General features: G+C 72.8%; 11 protein-coding genes and 1 tRNA gene. 9 read left to right on the top strand and 3 right to left on the bottom strand.

Annotated features, from left to right (window positions below; translation table 11 throughout):
* Positions 1–37 precede the first annotated feature (37 nt).
* A tRNA-Ala gene (locus ACIP2X_RS26710) sits at positions 38–110 on the top strand.
* A 120-nt stretch (positions 111–230) separates the two neighbouring features.
* Here ACIP2X_RS26710 and ACIP2X_RS26705 read toward each other — a convergent pair.
* Together ACIP2X_RS26705 and ACIP2X_RS26700 are read right to left on the bottom strand one after the other, a co-directional pair.
* Complete coding sequence (locus tag ACIP2X_RS26705) at positions 231–1838, bottom strand: NADH-ubiquinone oxidoreductase-F iron-sulfur binding region domain-containing protein (protein ID WP_401677123.1); 1608 nt, start codon at positions 1836–1838, stop codon at positions 231–233.
* A complete protein-coding gene (locus tag ACIP2X_RS26700; protein ID WP_401677121.1) occupies positions 1835–3130 on the bottom strand; it encodes a cytochrome b/b6 domain-containing protein in 1296 nt (431 codons plus the stop codon). Before ACIP2X_RS26700 ends, ACIP2X_RS26705 begins: the two co-directional genes overlap by 4 nt.
* Before the next feature lie 376 nt (positions 3131–3506).
* Here ACIP2X_RS26700 and leuS point away from each other — a divergent pair, with 376 nt between their 5' ends.
* The 8 genes from leuS (at position 3507) to holA (ending at position 14503) form a co-directional block, all read left to right on the top strand.
* A complete protein-coding gene (leuS, locus tag ACIP2X_RS26695) occupies positions 3507–6386 on the top strand; it encodes a leucine--tRNA ligase (protein WP_401677119.1) in 2880 nt (959 codons plus the stop codon).
* A gap of 309 nt (positions 6387–6695) precedes the next feature.
* Positions 6696–7475, top strand: a complete 780-nt coding sequence (locus ACIP2X_RS26690; protein WP_401677117.1) for a hypothetical protein — start codon at positions 6696–6698, stop codon at positions 7473–7475.
* 126 nt (positions 7476–7601) lie between these two features.
* Positions 7602–8447, top strand: coding sequence for a DegV family protein (locus ACIP2X_RS26685; protein ID WP_401677115.1), 846 nt, complete (start codon positions 7602–7604; stop codon positions 8445–8447).
* Between the two features lie 122 nt (positions 8448–8569).
* Positions 8570–9757 carry a helix-hairpin-helix domain-containing protein gene (locus tag ACIP2X_RS26680; RefSeq protein WP_401677113.1) on the top strand — a complete coding sequence of 396 codons (1188 nt, stop codon included), beginning with the start codon at positions 8570–8572 and terminating at the stop codon, positions 9755–9757.
* The gene (locus ACIP2X_RS26675) at positions 9754–12243 is read left to right on the top strand and encodes a ComEC/Rec2 family competence protein (protein ID WP_401677111.1); all 2490 of its coding nucleotides are present in this window, start codon (positions 9754–9756) and stop codon (positions 12241–12243) included. Before ACIP2X_RS26680 ends, ACIP2X_RS26675 begins: the two co-directional genes overlap by 4 nt.
* 4 nt (positions 12244–12247) lie before the next feature.
* Complete coding sequence (locus ACIP2X_RS26670) at positions 12248–13084, top strand: arylamine N-acetyltransferase (protein WP_401677109.1); 837 nt, start codon at positions 12248–12250, stop codon at positions 13082–13084.
* Between the two features lie 43 nt (positions 13085–13127).
* Complete coding sequence (locus ACIP2X_RS26665; protein ID WP_385382486.1) at positions 13128–13373, top strand: hypothetical protein; 246 nt, start codon at positions 13128–13130, stop codon at positions 13371–13373.
* A 140-nt stretch (positions 13374–13513) separates the two neighbouring features.
* Positions 13514–14503: a DNA polymerase III subunit delta gene (gene holA / locus ACIP2X_RS26660; RefSeq protein ID WP_401677107.1), complete on the top strand. Its 990-nt coding sequence runs from the start codon at positions 13514–13516 to the stop codon at positions 14501–14503.
* A 263-nt stretch (positions 14504–14766) separates the two neighbouring features.
* Here the strand turns inward: holA and rpsT are convergent, their stop codons facing one another.
* Positions 14767–15033, bottom strand: a complete 267-nt coding sequence (rpsT, locus tag ACIP2X_RS26655; RefSeq protein WP_019074070.1) for a 30S ribosomal protein S20 — start codon at positions 15031–15033, stop codon at positions 14767–14769.
* Positions 15034–15172 lie beyond the last annotated feature (139 nt).

Genomic DNA, 15172 nt, shown 5'->3' with positions numbered 1-15172 from the left:
GGCGTCGCCGCCGGGGAGACCCGCCGGAACAACGCAAGGGGCTATAGCTCAGTTGGTAGAGCGCCTGCATGGCATGCAGGAGGTCAGGAGTTCAATTCTCCTTAGCTCCACACATGGATCCCACCTGGTCGAGACGACCGGGTGGGATTTCTTCTTTCCCCGAGGACGCAGGAGAGAAGGCGGCAAAGGGAGTTGGGCCGCCTGATGTCAGGCGGCCCGTCGTCCGTACGTCAGCGGCCGAGGGCGCGGCGGCCCCGGCCCTGGGAGAGGACCGGGAGGTTGTTGCGGGCCGGTGCCCGCTCCGCCTGCTCCTCGATGCGCAGGGCGAGGGCCGGACAGCGGCGGACCGCGCGCAGCGCCTTCTCCTCGGCGCGGCGCGGCACCTGGGCCTGGGCGACGGTCGGGAAGCCGTCGGCGCCGAGTTCGAAGACCTCCGGGAGGATGTCGGCGCACAGGCCGTGCCCCCGGCACAGCGTCCAGTCGACGAAGATCTTCTGGCGGCTGGGGCCGTTCTCGCCGCCCCCGCCCCCCGGGATGCCCGTCGGGGTCTGGCCGCCCTCGAAGAGGGGCAGCACGCCCTGCACGGGCCGTCCGCAGCCGTTGCCGAGGACATGGGCCGCCAGGTCGTCCGTGAAGGCCTTGACGGTGGATTCGAGGAACATCGCGGAGCCGTCGGGATGGGAGCAGGCGCCGCGTCGCTTGACGTTCTTGGCGACCTGCTTGACCGCCTCCAGAGCCGCGGGGCCGCCGCCGTTGAGGATGTCCTCCAGGCCGCGCGCGGCGGCGGGCAGACCGAGGTAGCAGGGGCCGCACTGGCCCGCGCTCTCCTCCGCCAGCCACTGGGCGACCCGCAGGGACTCGCCCAGCGGGCAGGTCTCCTGCGTGATCGGCAGGATCGCGCCGGCGCCCAGCGAACCGCCCACCGCGTCCAGCGAGTTGCGGGAGACGATCGCCTCGTTGACCGTCGCCGCGTCGATCCACTTGCCGTGGTAGCCGCCGGTCAGCACGCCCTGCGGGACCGGCGGGGCGCCGGCGAGCTGGAGGACGTAACGGAGGGGCACTCCTGTGGGCACCTCGATGACCATGGGGCGGGCGACGGCGCCGGAGACCGTCAGCATGACGGTGCCCGGCTCGTCATACAGGCCGGTGTTGCCGTAGCGCTCCGGGCCGATGCGGGCGGCGATCGCCAGCTGGGCGAACGTCTCGGCGTTGGAGAGCAGGGTGGGCGCGCCGCCGACGCCGCTCTGCGAGGCGCTGATCTTGCGGCCGGGCGGGATCGCCGGGCCGCCGTCGATCGAGCGGATCAGGGAGGCGGCGGCACCGGTGACCATGCGGACCGGGTTGCGCTGCACGCGGACGCGCAGCGCCGACCGGCGGCCGTTGCTGAGGCCGCGTTCGGCGAGCGCGGCCTCCATGGAGCGCTGCGTGGACTCACGGGTGACCCCCACCACGAGCGTGCGGGCACCCATCGCCTCGGCGCACAGCAGGGCACCGTCCAGGATCAGGTGCGGAGCGCGGTTGATCAGCACGGTGTCCTTGCGGCAGGCCGGTTCGTCCTCGCTGCCGTTGACGACGACGACCGGCCGGACGCCGCGCTTGATCGCCGTTTCGGCGACCGAGCGCAGCTTCTTGTGGAAGGGGAAGCCCGCGCCGCCGCGGCCCCTGAGGTTGATGCGCTCGGCGAGCTGCGCGAGCTGCTCGCCGCCCAGCGGTTCGAGCGGCCCGTGCACCTTGAGGTGCATGGGCAGATCGAGTCGTTCCACAAGGTCGAAGCCCGACGTGAGCTGAGGAAGTCCGACCACGCGGACTTCTGGGACGTCGGGCAGGGCCTCGTTCACTTAAAGCCTCCGGAAGGCGTGTTCCAAGGTTCGCCCGAACCCGGTGCGTCGAAGTCGTAGGACGCACCGGGCAGTGTTTCAGTGGCGGGACCGCTGTTGTTGTACGTGTCGTCCGGGTAATACGTGCCGAAGGCCGCGTTCATCTCACCGGTGTCGTACACGTCACTCGATCCGTAGCCTGCCGCGCCCGAATTGTCGTAGGTCGGGATGTTGTATCCCGTGTCCTGTAGCGGGTCGTAGGCCGACGGGGGCGCCTCTCCGACCGGCGGCGGGGACGGGATCGGCCACGAGCCGGAGGGGCTCTCCAGGCGCGGGAAGGCCTCCGTGGGCAGCTGGTCCGGGACCTCCATGCGGGCGGTCCGGTCGGCGAACGACTGCTGGGGTCGCGGGGTGTTGCCGACGGCCCGGTAGGCGGCCGCGAAACCACCGGTGGTCTCCGCGGCGGACGGGCGGGCGGAGGCCTCGAACGGGGCGTACGACGGGGTCGCGCCGCCGGTCGCGCGCTGCCTCTCGTAACCGGGCAGGGCGTTCTCGTAGCCCGGCAGGGCGGACTCGCCGGCCGCCCGCGCGCGGCTCGCGTCCAGTTCCTCGCGGCCCGGCAGTCGCCGCTCGCCGAGGAGGTCGCCCAGCCGGTCGGCGATCTGGCGCTTGACCGAGCGGGGTGCCGAGCGCAGGGCGAGGGCGGCCATCACGGCGACCAGGGACAGGCCGTAGAGGATCACGAAGACCGGCTTCGCCTCGCGGCCCGCGAACAGCCCGTGGACCAGGGCCGCGCACCAGGCCGGGTAGGCCAGGTTGTGCATCGCCCGCCAGCGCGAGGCGACCGGCGCCGGGGAGGCGAAGGCGCCGCGCAGGGCTCCGGTGATGCCGACGAAGATCATCAACAGGCCGGCCGCGGAGCCGAGGCCGAGCAGCCCGGCACTGCCGGTGACACCGAGTGAGAACGGGATGATCACGGCGAGGAAGCCGACGTGATCGAGGGCGAGCTTGGTCGTGATGTGCAGCAGCAGGAACGCGATCGAGGCGACCGCCAACGTCCGGTGCACCGCCTGTCCGAGGATGCGCTGACGCGCGTTGAGCAGGATCCGGTCCTGGGCGAAGAGGCCCCACAGCACCGAGCCGGTGAGGGTCACGAGGGTCAGGACGCCCGCGCCGAAGTCCAGGAACTGGCGGAACTGATCACCTCCGACCAGCACGGCCACGGGTATGAGCACAAGGGCGACAGCGGTCGCCACCCCATAGGCCGATCGGCCCGGCTGGGGGAGCGAGCTGGTACTACGTCGAGGGTTCATGGGGGCAACTCCGAGCGGATTCGGGAAAGCGGTCCCGCGCCGCACTCTAAGTCGCGCCCAAACCGATCGGTACGAGGTTTGAGTTATTGCGTTGTTATCAAACGACAATGCACTTGCAGTTCTGCCCCTTAGTGGCCGTTACGCGGAGTAATTTTTGACCGGCGTTCAACTCCGTCGCGGCCAGGTCGGCGGCTGCGGTACCCTGACGCCATGCGTGCCGTACGCCTTCTGCTTAGCGGGCCGCGCTGATCAGTCCCGGCCACCGGGTGAGTCGAGTGGCCGGAGTCGGCGCGGCGTCCCCTCCTGTGTGAGGGGATTTTTCGTTTCCGAGGAATCACAGCCGCTGGCAGAGACGATCGATGGAGCTTTGAGGATCATGAGCGAGACGAACCCCGCAGCCGCCACTGGCATGCCGGCGGATGCCGCGCCGCACCGCTACACGGCCGCCATGGCAGCCGAGATCGAGGCACGCTGGCAGGACTTCTGGGACGCCGAGGGCACCTACGCCGCGCCGAACCCCAAGGGTGACCTGGCGGGCGACCCCGAGGTCGTCGCGCGACCCAAGAAGTTCATCATGGACATGTTCCCGTACCCCTCGGGTGCGGGCCTGCACGTCGGCCACCCCCTGGGCTACATCGCCACCGACGTCTTCGCGCGCTTCCAGCGCATGACCGGCCACAACGTGCTGCACACCCTGGGCTTCGACGCCTTCGGCCTGCCGGCCGAGCAGTACGCCGTGCAGACCGGCACGCACCCGCGGGTGTCCACCGAGGCCAACATGGAGAACATGAAGGTCCAGCTGCGCCGGCTGGGCCTGGGCCACGACAAGCGCCGGTCGTTCGCCACGATCGACCCGGACTACTACAAGTGGACCCAGTGGATCTTCCTGCAGATCTTCAACTCGTGGTACGACGACGAGGCGGACAAGGCCCGCCCGATCGCGGAGCTGGTCGCGCAGTTCGAGAGCGGTGAGCGCGCGCTGCCCGGCGGGCGCTCCTGGAACGAGCTGAGCGCCGGCGAGCGCGCCGACGTGCTGGGCGAGTACCGCCTGGCGTACGCCTCGGACGCGCCGGTCAACTGGTGCCCCGGCCTGGGCACCGTGCTGGCCAACGAGGAAGTGACCGCCGACGGCCGCTCCGAGCGCGGCAACTTCCCGGTCTTCAAGGCCAAGCTGCGCCAGTGGAACATGCGGATCACCGCCTACGCCGACCGGCTGCTGGACGACCTGGAGGCGCTGGACTGGCCCGAGGCCATCAAGCTGCAGCAGCGCAACTGGATCGGCCGCTCCGAGGGCGCCCGCGTCGACTTCCCGATCGACGGCGAGCACATCACGGTCTTCACCACGCGTCAGGACACCCTGTTCGGCGCGACCTACATGGTGCTGGCGCCCGAGCACCCGCTGGTCGAGAAGTTCACCCCGGACCAGTGGCCCGAGGGCACCCACCAGATGTGGACCGGCGGCCACCGGACCCCGGCCGAGGCGGTCGCCGCCTACCGGGCGCAGGCCGCCTCCAAGTCCGACGTCGAGCGGCAGGCCGAGGCCAAGGACAAGACCGGCGTCTTCACGGGCGCCTTCGCGACCAACCCGGTCAACGGCGAGCGCGTCCCGGTCTTCATCGCCGACTACGTGCTGATGGGCTACGGCACCGGCGCGATCATGGCCGTCCCGGCGCACGACAGCCGCGACTTCGCCTTCGCCCGCGCCTTCGAGCTGCCGATGCGATGCGTCGTCGAGCCCTCCGACGACCGCGGGACCGACGCCTCGACGTGGGAGGACGCCTTCGCCTCGTACGACGCGAAGATCGTCAACTCGTCCGGCGCGCACGTCTCCCTGGACGGGCTGGGAGTCGTCGACGCCAAGGCGCGCATCACCGAGTGGCTGGAGCGCGAGGGCATCGGCGAGGGCACCGTCAACTTCCGGCTGCGCGACTGGCTGTTCAGCCGCCAGCGCTACTGGGGCGAGCCCTTCCCCATCGTCTACGACGAGGAGGGCATCGCGCACGCCCTGCCCGAGTCGATGCTGCCGCTGGAGCTGCCGGAGGTCGAGGACTACTCGCCGCGCACCTTCGACCCGGACGACGCCGACACCCAGCCCGAGACGCCGCTGTCGCGCAACGAGGACTGGGTCAACGTCACCCTGGACCTGGGCGACGGTCCGAAGAAGTACCGCCGCGAGACCAACACCATGCCCAACTGGGCCGGTTCCTGCTGGTACGAGCTGCGCTACCTGGACCCGCACAACAGCGAGCGGCTGGTCGACCCCGAGATCGAGCAGTACTGGATGGGCCCGCGCGAGGGCCAGCCGCACGGTGGCGTCGACCTGTACGTGGGCGGCGCAGAGCACGCCGTGCTGCACCTGCTGTACGCCCGCTTCTGGTCCAAGGTGCTGTACGACCTGGGCCACGTCTCGTCCGCCGAGCCGTTCCACCGGCTGTTCAACCAGGGCATGATCCAGGCCTACGTCTACCGGGACGGCCGCGGCATCGCGGTGCCGGCCGCCGAGGTGGAGGAGCGCGACGGCGCGTACTGGTACGAGGGCGAGCAGGTCACCCGGCTGCTGGGCAAGATGGGCAAGTCCCTGAAGAACGCCGTCACTCCGGACGAGATCTGCGCCGAGTACGGCGCCGACACACTGCGGCTGTACGAGATGGCCATGGGCCCGCTGGACGTGTCGCGGCCGTGGGACACGCGTGCGGTGGTGGGCCAGTACCGGCTGCTGCAGCGGCTGTGGCGCAACATCGTCGACGAGGACAGCGGCGACGTGACCGTGGTGGACACGGAGCCCGACGAGGACACGCTGCGCGCCCTGCACAAGGCCGTCGACGGTGTCCGCGGCGACCTGGAGGGCATGCGGTTCAACACCGCGATCGCCAAGGTCACCGAGCTGAACAACACGCTGACCAAGGCGGGCGGCGCGGTGTCCCGGCAGGTCGCCGAGGCGCTGGTCCTGATGGTCGCGCCGCTGGCACCGCACATCGCCGAGGAGCTGTGGCGTCGGCTGGGGCACACCGGCTCGGTGGTCCATGTGGACTTCCCCGTGGCCGACCCCGCCTACGTCGTGGACGAGACCGTGACCTGTGTGGTGCAGGTCAAGGGCAAGGTCAAGGCGCGGCTGGAGGTGCCGCCGTCGATCTCCGACGAGGAGCTGGAGAAGGTCGCGCTGGCCGACGACAAGGTGGTCGCGGCGCTGGGCGGGGCCGGGATCCGCAAGGTGATCGTGCGGGCGCCGAAGCTGGTGAACATCGTTCCGGCGTAAGGGCGGTGCCTTGCGGGGACCTGCGGTGGCTTGCGGGGACCTGCGGCGGCTTGCTTGCGGGGACCTGCGGTGCCTTCCGGGTGTGCGGTCCCTCGCGGGTGCGGGGTGCCTTCCGGGTGGGGGCTGCGTTCCTTGCGGGCTGATGTCCGGGGGGCGATGCGGCTCCTGCTGCCGGGCGTCCCCTACGGGACGGTTCGGGGTGCTGTGCGGGCAGGTTCGGGGTTCCTCCGGAACTCCGGGCCTGCCCGTTGCGTTTACCGTTGAAGAGGAGCGCGGCGTGTGCCGCGGCCGGTTCGGAGGAGGAGCGTCGTGGAAGCAGTGATCATGGTGTTCGCCCTGCTCTTCGTGCTCTTCCTGGGCCTGGGCGCGTACGCCACGGTCAAGGTGGTCGGCGCGGCCAGACGCGGTGTGGACCGCACCCTCACGCAGGCCCGGCGCACCGTCGAGGACCACACACTCCGGGCCAAGTCCTTCACCCAGCCCGGCCCCGTCGGTGAGATCGCCCAGCTCCGGCTGAAGCTGCGTACGTCGATGCGGGCCACGCAGGACACGCTCCAGGCGGGCGCCGCCGAGGACGAGTCCCTCAAGGAGGCGCTCGGCCTGTTCCAGCGCCTCAGCGCCCACGGACACGAACTGGACGCCGAGTTCAGGCGCCTGGAGTCCGAGCCGGACCGCGCGACGCTGACCGGGCGGCTGCCCGAGCTGCGCGACCGCACCGAGCGCATCACACACTCGGCGGAGTCGCTGCGCTGGGCCGCCCGGGACCGCGCCGGCCGCTTCGCCGACGACGACCTGGACGCGCTGAGCGCGCAGATCGACGTGGAGAGCGGGGCGCTGCGGCACTGGACGACGACGGACCCGACGGCCACGCCCTCCCCCGCGACGGACTCCGCGCGCAAGGACTCCGCGACCCCTCCGCCGCCGTGGCCCGAGGCCCCGCCCGCCGACGCCCCCGGCACGCAGCAGACCTGGACGGACACACCGCAGTCGCGCACGGCCGAGGAGCCGACGCGGCCCGCCATCACGCCGCCGGGACCGCGCCCGACCTACCCGTGGCAGAAGAAGCCCCGCCCCGAGAGCACGACCTGAGCAGGCGGCGCCGGACCGGCGGCCCGTGCGGTGCGCGCGGGCCTGGCGTGACATGCTCGCGGATGTACCGGGCAGGGGAGAGGCCCGGGCTGCCGCCCGGACGCTACGGCAGGTAACCTCCAGCTCATGTCCCGCCATGTCGCGATCGTCACCGATTCAACGGCCTACCTGCCGCCCCGGACGATGGAGCGCCACGGCATCACAGCGGTTCCCCTGACGGTGGTCCTCGGCGACCGCGCGCTGGAGGAGGGCACCGAGATCTCGACGCGCTCGCTGGCCCAGGCGCTGCAGAAACGACGCCCTGTCACGACCTCGCGGCCCAGCCCTCAGCTGTTCGCCGAGACCTACCGCAAGGCCGCCGAGGCGGGCGCCACGGACATCGTCTCCCTGCACCTGTCGGCCGAGTTGTCGGGGACGTACGACGCGGCTCTCCTCGCGGCCCGCGAGGCGCCGGTGCCGGTACGGGTGGTGGACACCGGCATGATCGCGATGGCCCTGGGCTTCTGCGCGCTGGCCGCGGCGGAGGTGGCGCGGTCGGGCGGCACGGTCGACGAGGCGGTCACCGCGGCGGAGAAGCGGGCCTCCGGCACCTCGGCCTTCTTCTACGTGGACACCCTCGACTATCTGCGGCGCGGCGGCCGGATCGGCACCGCCCAGGCGTTCTTCGGGTCCGCGCTCGCCGTGAAGCCGCTGCTGCAGCTGGACGGCGGCCGGATCGAACTCCTGGAGAAGGTCCGCACGGCGTCGAAGGCGATCGCCCGGCTGGAGGAGATCGTGGCCGACCGGGCCGGGGGTGCGGCGGTGGACATCGCGGTGCACCATCTGGCCGCGGCAGATCGTGCGTCGGCGCTGGCGGACCGGGTGCGGGGGCGGGTGCCGGGGCTGGCGGACCTGCATGTGAGTGAGGTGGGGGCCGTGATCGGGGCGCATACGGGGCCGGGGTTGCTGGGTGTTGTGGTGTCGGTGCGGTGAGGCGACTCGCTTCTTGAGTCGCCTCACCCGTGCGGGTGGCGGAGTTTTCCACAACCGGGCGGTATTCCCCGGGAATTGAGCATGATCATCGGGAGGGCGCGAGGTCGCCGCATCCTCGTCGCATGGCACTTCGATCACGCACACGCGCGGCATCCGTGACGAGCGGACCCGGCCGCGGACCCGCCTCCGACGGCCGTACGGCACATCGTCGGCGCCGCACTCCGTCCCTGACCCGAGCCCGGCACCGGCACGCCGCGGCGCAGGACCTCCGGCGCCGCGCCGAGGCGCTCTTCGGCGAACGCACGGAGGAGTGGCGGGAGTCGGGAGCGGGGCCTCCGGAGGACGTGCGGCTTCCGGGGGAGGCGGGGACTCAGACGGAGGCGGGGCTGCCGCAGGACGCGGGTATTCCGAAGCGCACGGGGCTTTCGCAGGACGCGGGTACTCCGAAGGACACAAGGCTGCCGCATGACGCGGGTCTTCCGAAGGACACGGGGTTTTCGGAAGCTGTGCGGGCGGACGGCGGCGCGGGGGCCGAGAGCGGCGCGCGGGCGCCTGCTGTCACGGACGTGTCTTTCGTGGCGGAGGGCCGGCGGGACCGGGTCGCGCTCGCCGTGCGGGAGCGGATGCCGGTCTGGTTGCAGGCGCGGTGCGGTCTTGAGCGCAGGAGCGTGGTGGCGCTCGGCGTGCTGCTCGTCCTCGTCGCGGGGTTCGCCGTGCAGCACTTCTGGGCCGGGCGGACGCAGTCCGTGCGGGCGCCGGAGGTGGTCAGGGCGGCGGCGCCGTTCGCGCGGCCGGAGGGCGCGCCGCCGTCCGCCGCGGACGCCGTGGCGGATCCCTCCGCCACCACTGGCTCACCGGTCGCCGAGATCGTCGTGGACGTCAGCGGGAAGGTGCGCGAACCCGGGATCCATCGGCTGCCGGCCGGTTCACGGGTCGCCGACGCGCTGAAGGCGGCCGGCGGGGTGCGGCCCGGCACGGACGTCGAGGGTCTGAACCGGGCACGGTTCCTGGTCGACGGCGAGCAGGTGGTCGTCGGTGCCCCGGCGACCGCAGCCGTCCCGGCGGCCCCGGCGGTCCCGGGCGGGGGAGTGCCGGCCGGCGGGGCGGGCGCGCCGGCGGCTCCCGTCTCCCTCAACACCGCCACCGCGGAGCAGCTCGACACCCTCCCCGGCGTGGGCCCCGTGCTGGCGCAGCACATCATCGACCACCGCACCCGGCACGGCGGTTTCCGCTCGGTGGACGAGCTGCGTGAGGTCGACGGTATCGGTGAACGGCGGTTCGCCGACCTACGGGACCTGGTACGGCCATGAGGCGCTCCCAGGGTCTCCAGGGCGTGCGCCCCTCGGCGCACCCGCCCGCCCCGGGCCGCCTCGGCGTGGCCCACCCCCGGCAGGAAGGCCCGGCGGACCTGCGGCTCGTGCCACCGGCTCTGGCCGCCTGGGCGACGGCGGCGACGGCGCTGGACGCCTCACCGGCGCTGCTCCTCGCCGTGGCCGCCACCTGCCTGGTCGTGGCGTGCGGACTGCTGCTCGGCGCCGTGCCCGGGGCGGTGGCCGCCCGGCCGCGTGCCCCCGTCGCCGCCGTGCTGCTCTGCGTCGCCGCGGCCGCCGTCTCGGCCGGTACGCACGGAGCCGATCTGCGCCGGGGACCGGTGCCGGGGCTCGCGGCTCGGCACGCCACGGTGACCGCGGAGGTCACGGTCACCTCCGACCCCCGGCTCACGCGGCCCAGGGTCACCGGGAACCACCTGGCTCCGGTGTCCGTGCTGGCGAAGGCGGAGGTCCGGGGCGTTGAGGAGACCGGCGGGGCGAGGGCGGTGACGCGGACGCCCGTGCTGGTGATCGTCGAGGCGGGGGCGGCCGGGCGGCGTGAGTGGCTCGGGCTGCTGCCCTCCACACGGGTCCGGGTCACCGGGCGGCTGGCACCCGCCCTGGTGGGCGGGGACCGGATCGCGGCCGTGCTCCGGGTACAGGACCGGTTCGGGCCGGAGGTGGTGGGGGAGCCGTCGCGGACACAGCGGTTCGCGGGACGGTTGCGGGCGGGCCTGCGCGAGGCCACGGACGGACTGCCGGCGGACGCGCGGGCGCTGCTGCCCGGCCTGGTCGTCGGGGACACCGCGCGGATCACCCCGGAGCTGGACGAGGCCTTCAAGGAGACCGATCTCGCCCATACGCTCGCCGTCTCCGGGAGCAACCTCACGATCATCCTCGCGCTGCTGCTCGGACCGCCCGGTCTCGCGCAGCGCAGTGAACGGCGTGGCCTCGCTCCCCGGCTCGGCATCTCACTGCGGACGACCGCGGTGTGCGGCGGAGCCCTCACCTTGGCGTTCGTCGTCGTGTGCAGACCGGACCCGAGCGTGCTGCGGGCCGCGGCCTGTGGGGCCGTGGCGTTGCTGGCCCTCGCGACCGGCCGCCGCAAGTCGCTGATCCCGGCACTGGCGACGGCGGTGCTGCTGCTGGTGCTCCTCGACCCATGGCTGGCCCGCAGCTACGGTTTCCTGCTCTCCGTGCTGGCCACGGGCGCGCTGCTCACGGTGGCGCCTCGGTGGAGCGCCGCGCTGCGCGGGCGCGGGGTGCCGCCGCGGGCGGCGGAGGCGCTGGCGGCGGCGGGGGCGGCGCAGGCGCTGTGCGCGCCGGTGGTGGTGGTGCTGTCGGCGCGGGTGAGCCTGGTGGCGGTGCCGTGCAATTTGCTCGTGGAGTTCGCGGTCGCGCCGGCCACCGTGCTGGGCTTCGCGGCCCTGGCGGTGGCGCCGCTGGCGATGCCGGTGGCCAAGGCGCTGGCCTGGTGCGCGAGTTGGCCGGCCGGGTGGATCGCGGACGTCGCCCGGACCGGGGCGGCACTGCCCGGCGCCGGGGTGGACTGGCCGGGTGGCTGGGGCGGGGCGGCGCTGCTCGCCCTCGTCACGGTGGCCGTCATGGTCGTCGGCCGGCGGCTGCTGCGGCACCCCTGGTTGTGCGCGGGCTGCGGGGTGCTGCTGGTGCTGGCGGTGGTGCAGCCGCCACCACTGGCCTCCGTGGTCACGGGCTGGCCGCCCCGGGGTTGGCGGCTGGCGATGTGCGACGTGGGCCAGGGCGACGCGACCGTGCTCGCGGCCGGGCAGGGCGCGGGGGTCGTCGTCGATGCCGGTCCCGACCCGGGACTGGTCGACCGGTGCCTGCGCGACCTCGGCATCACTCGCGTCCCGCTGGTGGTCCTCACCCACTTCCACGCCGACCACGTGGCCGGGCTCCCGGGCGTGCTGCGGGGGCGGGCCGTGGGGGCGATCGAGACGACCGGCTTCGAGGAACCGGTGGACCAGGCGGAGTTCGTCCACAGGCAGGCGGCGACGCGGGGGATCCCGGTCACCCGCGCCCTGGCCGGAGAACAGCGCCGCACCGGGGACCTGTCCTGGCAGGTGCTGTGGCCGCCGGGACCGTCACGGGCGCCGGAGGGTGCGAACGACGCCAGCGTCGCGATGCTCGTCCGGTCGGCGGGCCTGCGGATGCTGCTGCTCGGGGATCTCGAACCCCCGGCCCAGCAGGCGCTCTTGCGGACACCGGGGGCGGCGCTGATGGAAGGCGTCGATGTGCTGAAGGTCGCTCATCACGGCTCCGCCTACCAGGACCCGGAGCTGATACGCCGCGCCGCGCCGCGGCTCGCGCTCATCTCCTGCGGCGCGGACAACCCATACGGCCACCCGGCTCCCAGCACGGTCGCGGCGCTGCGCGACCGGGGCGCGACGGTGCTGCGGACGGATGTCGACGGCGCGATGGCGGTCGTGGGTGCGGGACCGGGGTTGCGCGTGGCGCGAGACTGAGGGCATGAATTCCGCACAGGTCGACGCCTACCTCAGCCGCCTCGGGGTCCGGCCCCCGGCATGGCCCACCATCGACGTCCTGCGTGAACTGCAACTGCGGCATCTGCAGACGGTCCCCTTCGAGAACCTGGCGATCCATCTCGGGGAGGAGATCGTGCTGGAGGAGAAGCGACTGCTGGACAAGGTGGTGGGCGCGCGCCGGGGCGGGTTCTGCTACGAACTGAACGGGGCCTTCGGGGCGCTGCTCGCCGCGCTCGGGTACGACGTCTCCCTGCTGGCGGGCCGGGGCCACACGGAGGAGGGGCGACTCGGGATCCCCTACGACCACCTGGCGCTGCGGGTGCGCACGGTGGACGCGGGCGAGTGGCTGGCCGACGTCGGGTTCGGCGCGCTCAGCCACTACCCGCTGGTCTTCGAGGAGGGGCATGAACAGGAGGACCCGGGGGGCGCGTTCAGGATCATCCAGGTGCGGCCGGAACCGCCCGGCACGCGGGGTCCCGGGACTCCCGACGTGGACCTGGTGAGGGACGGCCGTCCCGTGTACCGGCTGGAGACGCGGCCGCGGGCGCTCGGGGACTTCGTGGCCGGGGCCTGGTGGCACACCACCTCGCCCCAGTCGCACTTCGTGCAGTCGCTGGTGTGCTCCCGGCTGACGGAGGACGGCGGGCGGATCACGCTCAGCGGGCGGCAGTTGAAGGTGACGGCGCCGGACGGGACGCGGGACGCACGGGAGCTGGAGACGGACGAGGAGGTGCTGGCGGTGTACCGGGAGCGGTTCGGGATCGTGCTGGACCGGGTGCCGGTGGTGCGGGGGAGCGGGGGTGGGGGCGGGGCGAGCTGACCTGCGTGCTCGCGGGGCGGGGCGGTACCGGAAGATGGCTTGCGTGAGTGATGTGAGACATGTGCTGGTGCTGCCCGACCGCGATGCCGCGCAGGAGGTGGCGGAGGCGCTCGGGGAGCGGTTCGGGCTGCGTGAGGAGCCGCTGCTGGTGCGGGACGCGCTGGCGGGGGAGGACGACGCCGAGGACGCGCAGTGGCTGGTCGTCCTGCGGGACGAGGACGGGCGGCTGGACGCCGGGGAGCTGGACGAGTTCGCGGCGGAGTGGGAAGGGTGGCGGGAGGAGCCGTAGGCGGCAGGCCGGTCGCGACGATCGGTCGTGGCTGTGACCGTGACGTGGCTGTGGCTGTGGCTGTGGCTGTGGCTGTGGCGTGACCGTGGCTGTGGCTGCGGGCGGCGTCGTTGTCGGTGGCGCGTGGGATGCTGTGCGGGATGGCCAGGAAGACTGCTCAAGACGACCCTCTCGCCCCCGTGACGCTCGCCGTGGGCCAGGAGGACCTCCTGCTCGACCGTGCCGTGCAGGAGGTGGTGGCCGCCGCGCGGGCCGCCGACGCCGACACGGACGTGCGGGACCTGACGCCTGACCAGCTCCAGCCGGGCACGCTCGCGGAGCTGACCAGTCCGTCGCTGTTCGCGGAGCGCAAGGTCGTCGTCGTGCGCAACGCGCAGGATCTGTCGGCCGACACGATCAAGGACGTGAAGGCGTATCTGGGGGCGCCGGCCGAGGAGATCACGCTGGTGCTGCTGCACGCCGGCGGGGCCAAGGGCAAGGGGCTGCTGGACGCCGCGCGCAAGGCGGGGGCGCGGGAGGTGGCCTGCCCGAAGATGACGAAGCCGGCGGACCGGCTGGCGTTCGTCCGGGGAGAGTTCCGCGGTCTGGGGCGGTCGGCGACGCCGGAGGCCTGCCAGGCGCTCTGCGACTCCATCGGCAGCGATCTGCGCGAGCTGGCGGCCGCCGTGTCCCAGTTGTGCGCGGACGTGGAGGGCACGATCGACGAGGCGGTCGTCGGGCGATACTACACGGGGCGGGCCGAGGCGTCGAGCTTCACGGTGGCCGACCGGGCCGTCGAGGGACGGGCGGCGGAGGCGCTGGAGGCGCTGCGGTGGTCGCTGGCGACCGGGGTGGCGCCGGTGCTGATCACCAGTGCGCTGGCGCAGGGCGTGCGGGCGATCGGGAAGCTGTCGTCCGCGCGGGGCGGGCGTCCCGCCGATCTGGCTCGCGAGCTGGGGATGCCGCCGTGGAAGATCGACCGGGTGCGGCAGCAGATGCGGGGATGGACGCCGGACGGGGTGGCGACGGCCCTGCGCGCGGTCGCCGAGGCCGACGCGGGTGTGAAGGGGGGCGGCGACGACCCGGAGTACGCCTTGGAGAAGGCGGTCGTGACGATCGCACGGGCGGCGCGGTCGCGGGGGCGCGGCTAGCCACCCCCCGGGCCGGCCTGTCGTACGGCAAGGGGGCCGGCACGACCGAGCGCGTCGCCATGCCGGACAGGCGAAGGCCCCGGTGGCCGCTCCGGGGAAGAGCGGACGCCGGGGCCTTCGACTCGAGCTGCTGGATTCGCGCCCGCGTGGCGAACGCAGGCCGCGCGCGAATCCGGGGTGCCGGGAGGGGGCGGATGAGAGAGGGCCCGCCCTGGGTCCTGCCGGCGATTCAGATCAGTGCACGATCAGATCAGTGCAGGGGTTCAGCCCTTGAGCGCGGTGACCTTCGAAGCAAGCGCCGACTTCTTGTTGGCGGCCTGGTTCTTGTGGATGACGCCCTTGGAGACGGCCTTGTCGAGCTGACGCGCGGCAGCGCGCTGGTACTCGGTGGCCTTCTCGACGTCACCCGCGGCAGCAGCCTCACGGGCCTTGCGGATCGCGGTCTTCAGGGAGGACTTGACGGCCTTGTTGCGCAGCCGGGCCTTCTCGTTGGTCTTGATCCGCTTGATCTGGGACTTGATGTTCGCCACGAATGAGCCTTTTCAGGTTCAGGCGCGGGACCGGACTGACGCCGGGACCCGTGCCAGGTGATTTCTTGGGTCGCGCCTCGCGCTGAGAGGGCATGAGGCACAGCGACCCACGGTATCAGTGGCGCCCTCGGTGGCCCAA

Origin of the sequence: Streptomyces sp. NPDC089424 (assembly GCF_044749345.1) — a bacterium.
Lineage (GTDB): Bacteria > Actinomycetota > Actinomycetes > Streptomycetales > Streptomycetaceae > Streptomyces.
This window is presented reverse-complemented; position numbering and strand designations above follow the sequence as displayed.

Coding starts and splice junctions, on each gene's coding strand:
- ACIP2X_RS26700 (WP_401677121.1), bottom strand. CDS start 3,130: ATGAACCCTCGACGTAGTACCAGCTCGCTCCCCCAGCCGGGCCGATCG.
- leuS (WP_401677119.1), top strand. CDS start 3,507: ATGAGCGAGACGAACCCCGCAGCCGCCACTGGCATGCCGGCGGATGCC.
- ACIP2X_RS26685 (WP_401677115.1), top strand. CDS start 7,602: ATGTCCCGCCATGTCGCGATCGTCACCGATTCAACGGCCTACCTGCCG.
- ACIP2X_RS26680 (WP_401677113.1), top strand. CDS start 8,570: ATGGCACTTCGATCACGCACACGCGCGGCATCCGTGACGAGCGGACCC.
- ACIP2X_RS26675 (WP_401677111.1), top strand. CDS start 9,754: ATGAGGCGCTCCCAGGGTCTCCAGGGCGTGCGCCCCTCGGCGCACCCG.
- ACIP2X_RS26670 (WP_401677109.1), top strand. CDS start 12,248: ATGAATTCCGCACAGGTCGACGCCTACCTCAGCCGCCTCGGGGTCCGG.
- holA (WP_401677107.1), top strand. CDS start 13,514: ATGGCCAGGAAGACTGCTCAAGACGACCCTCTCGCCCCCGTGACGCTC.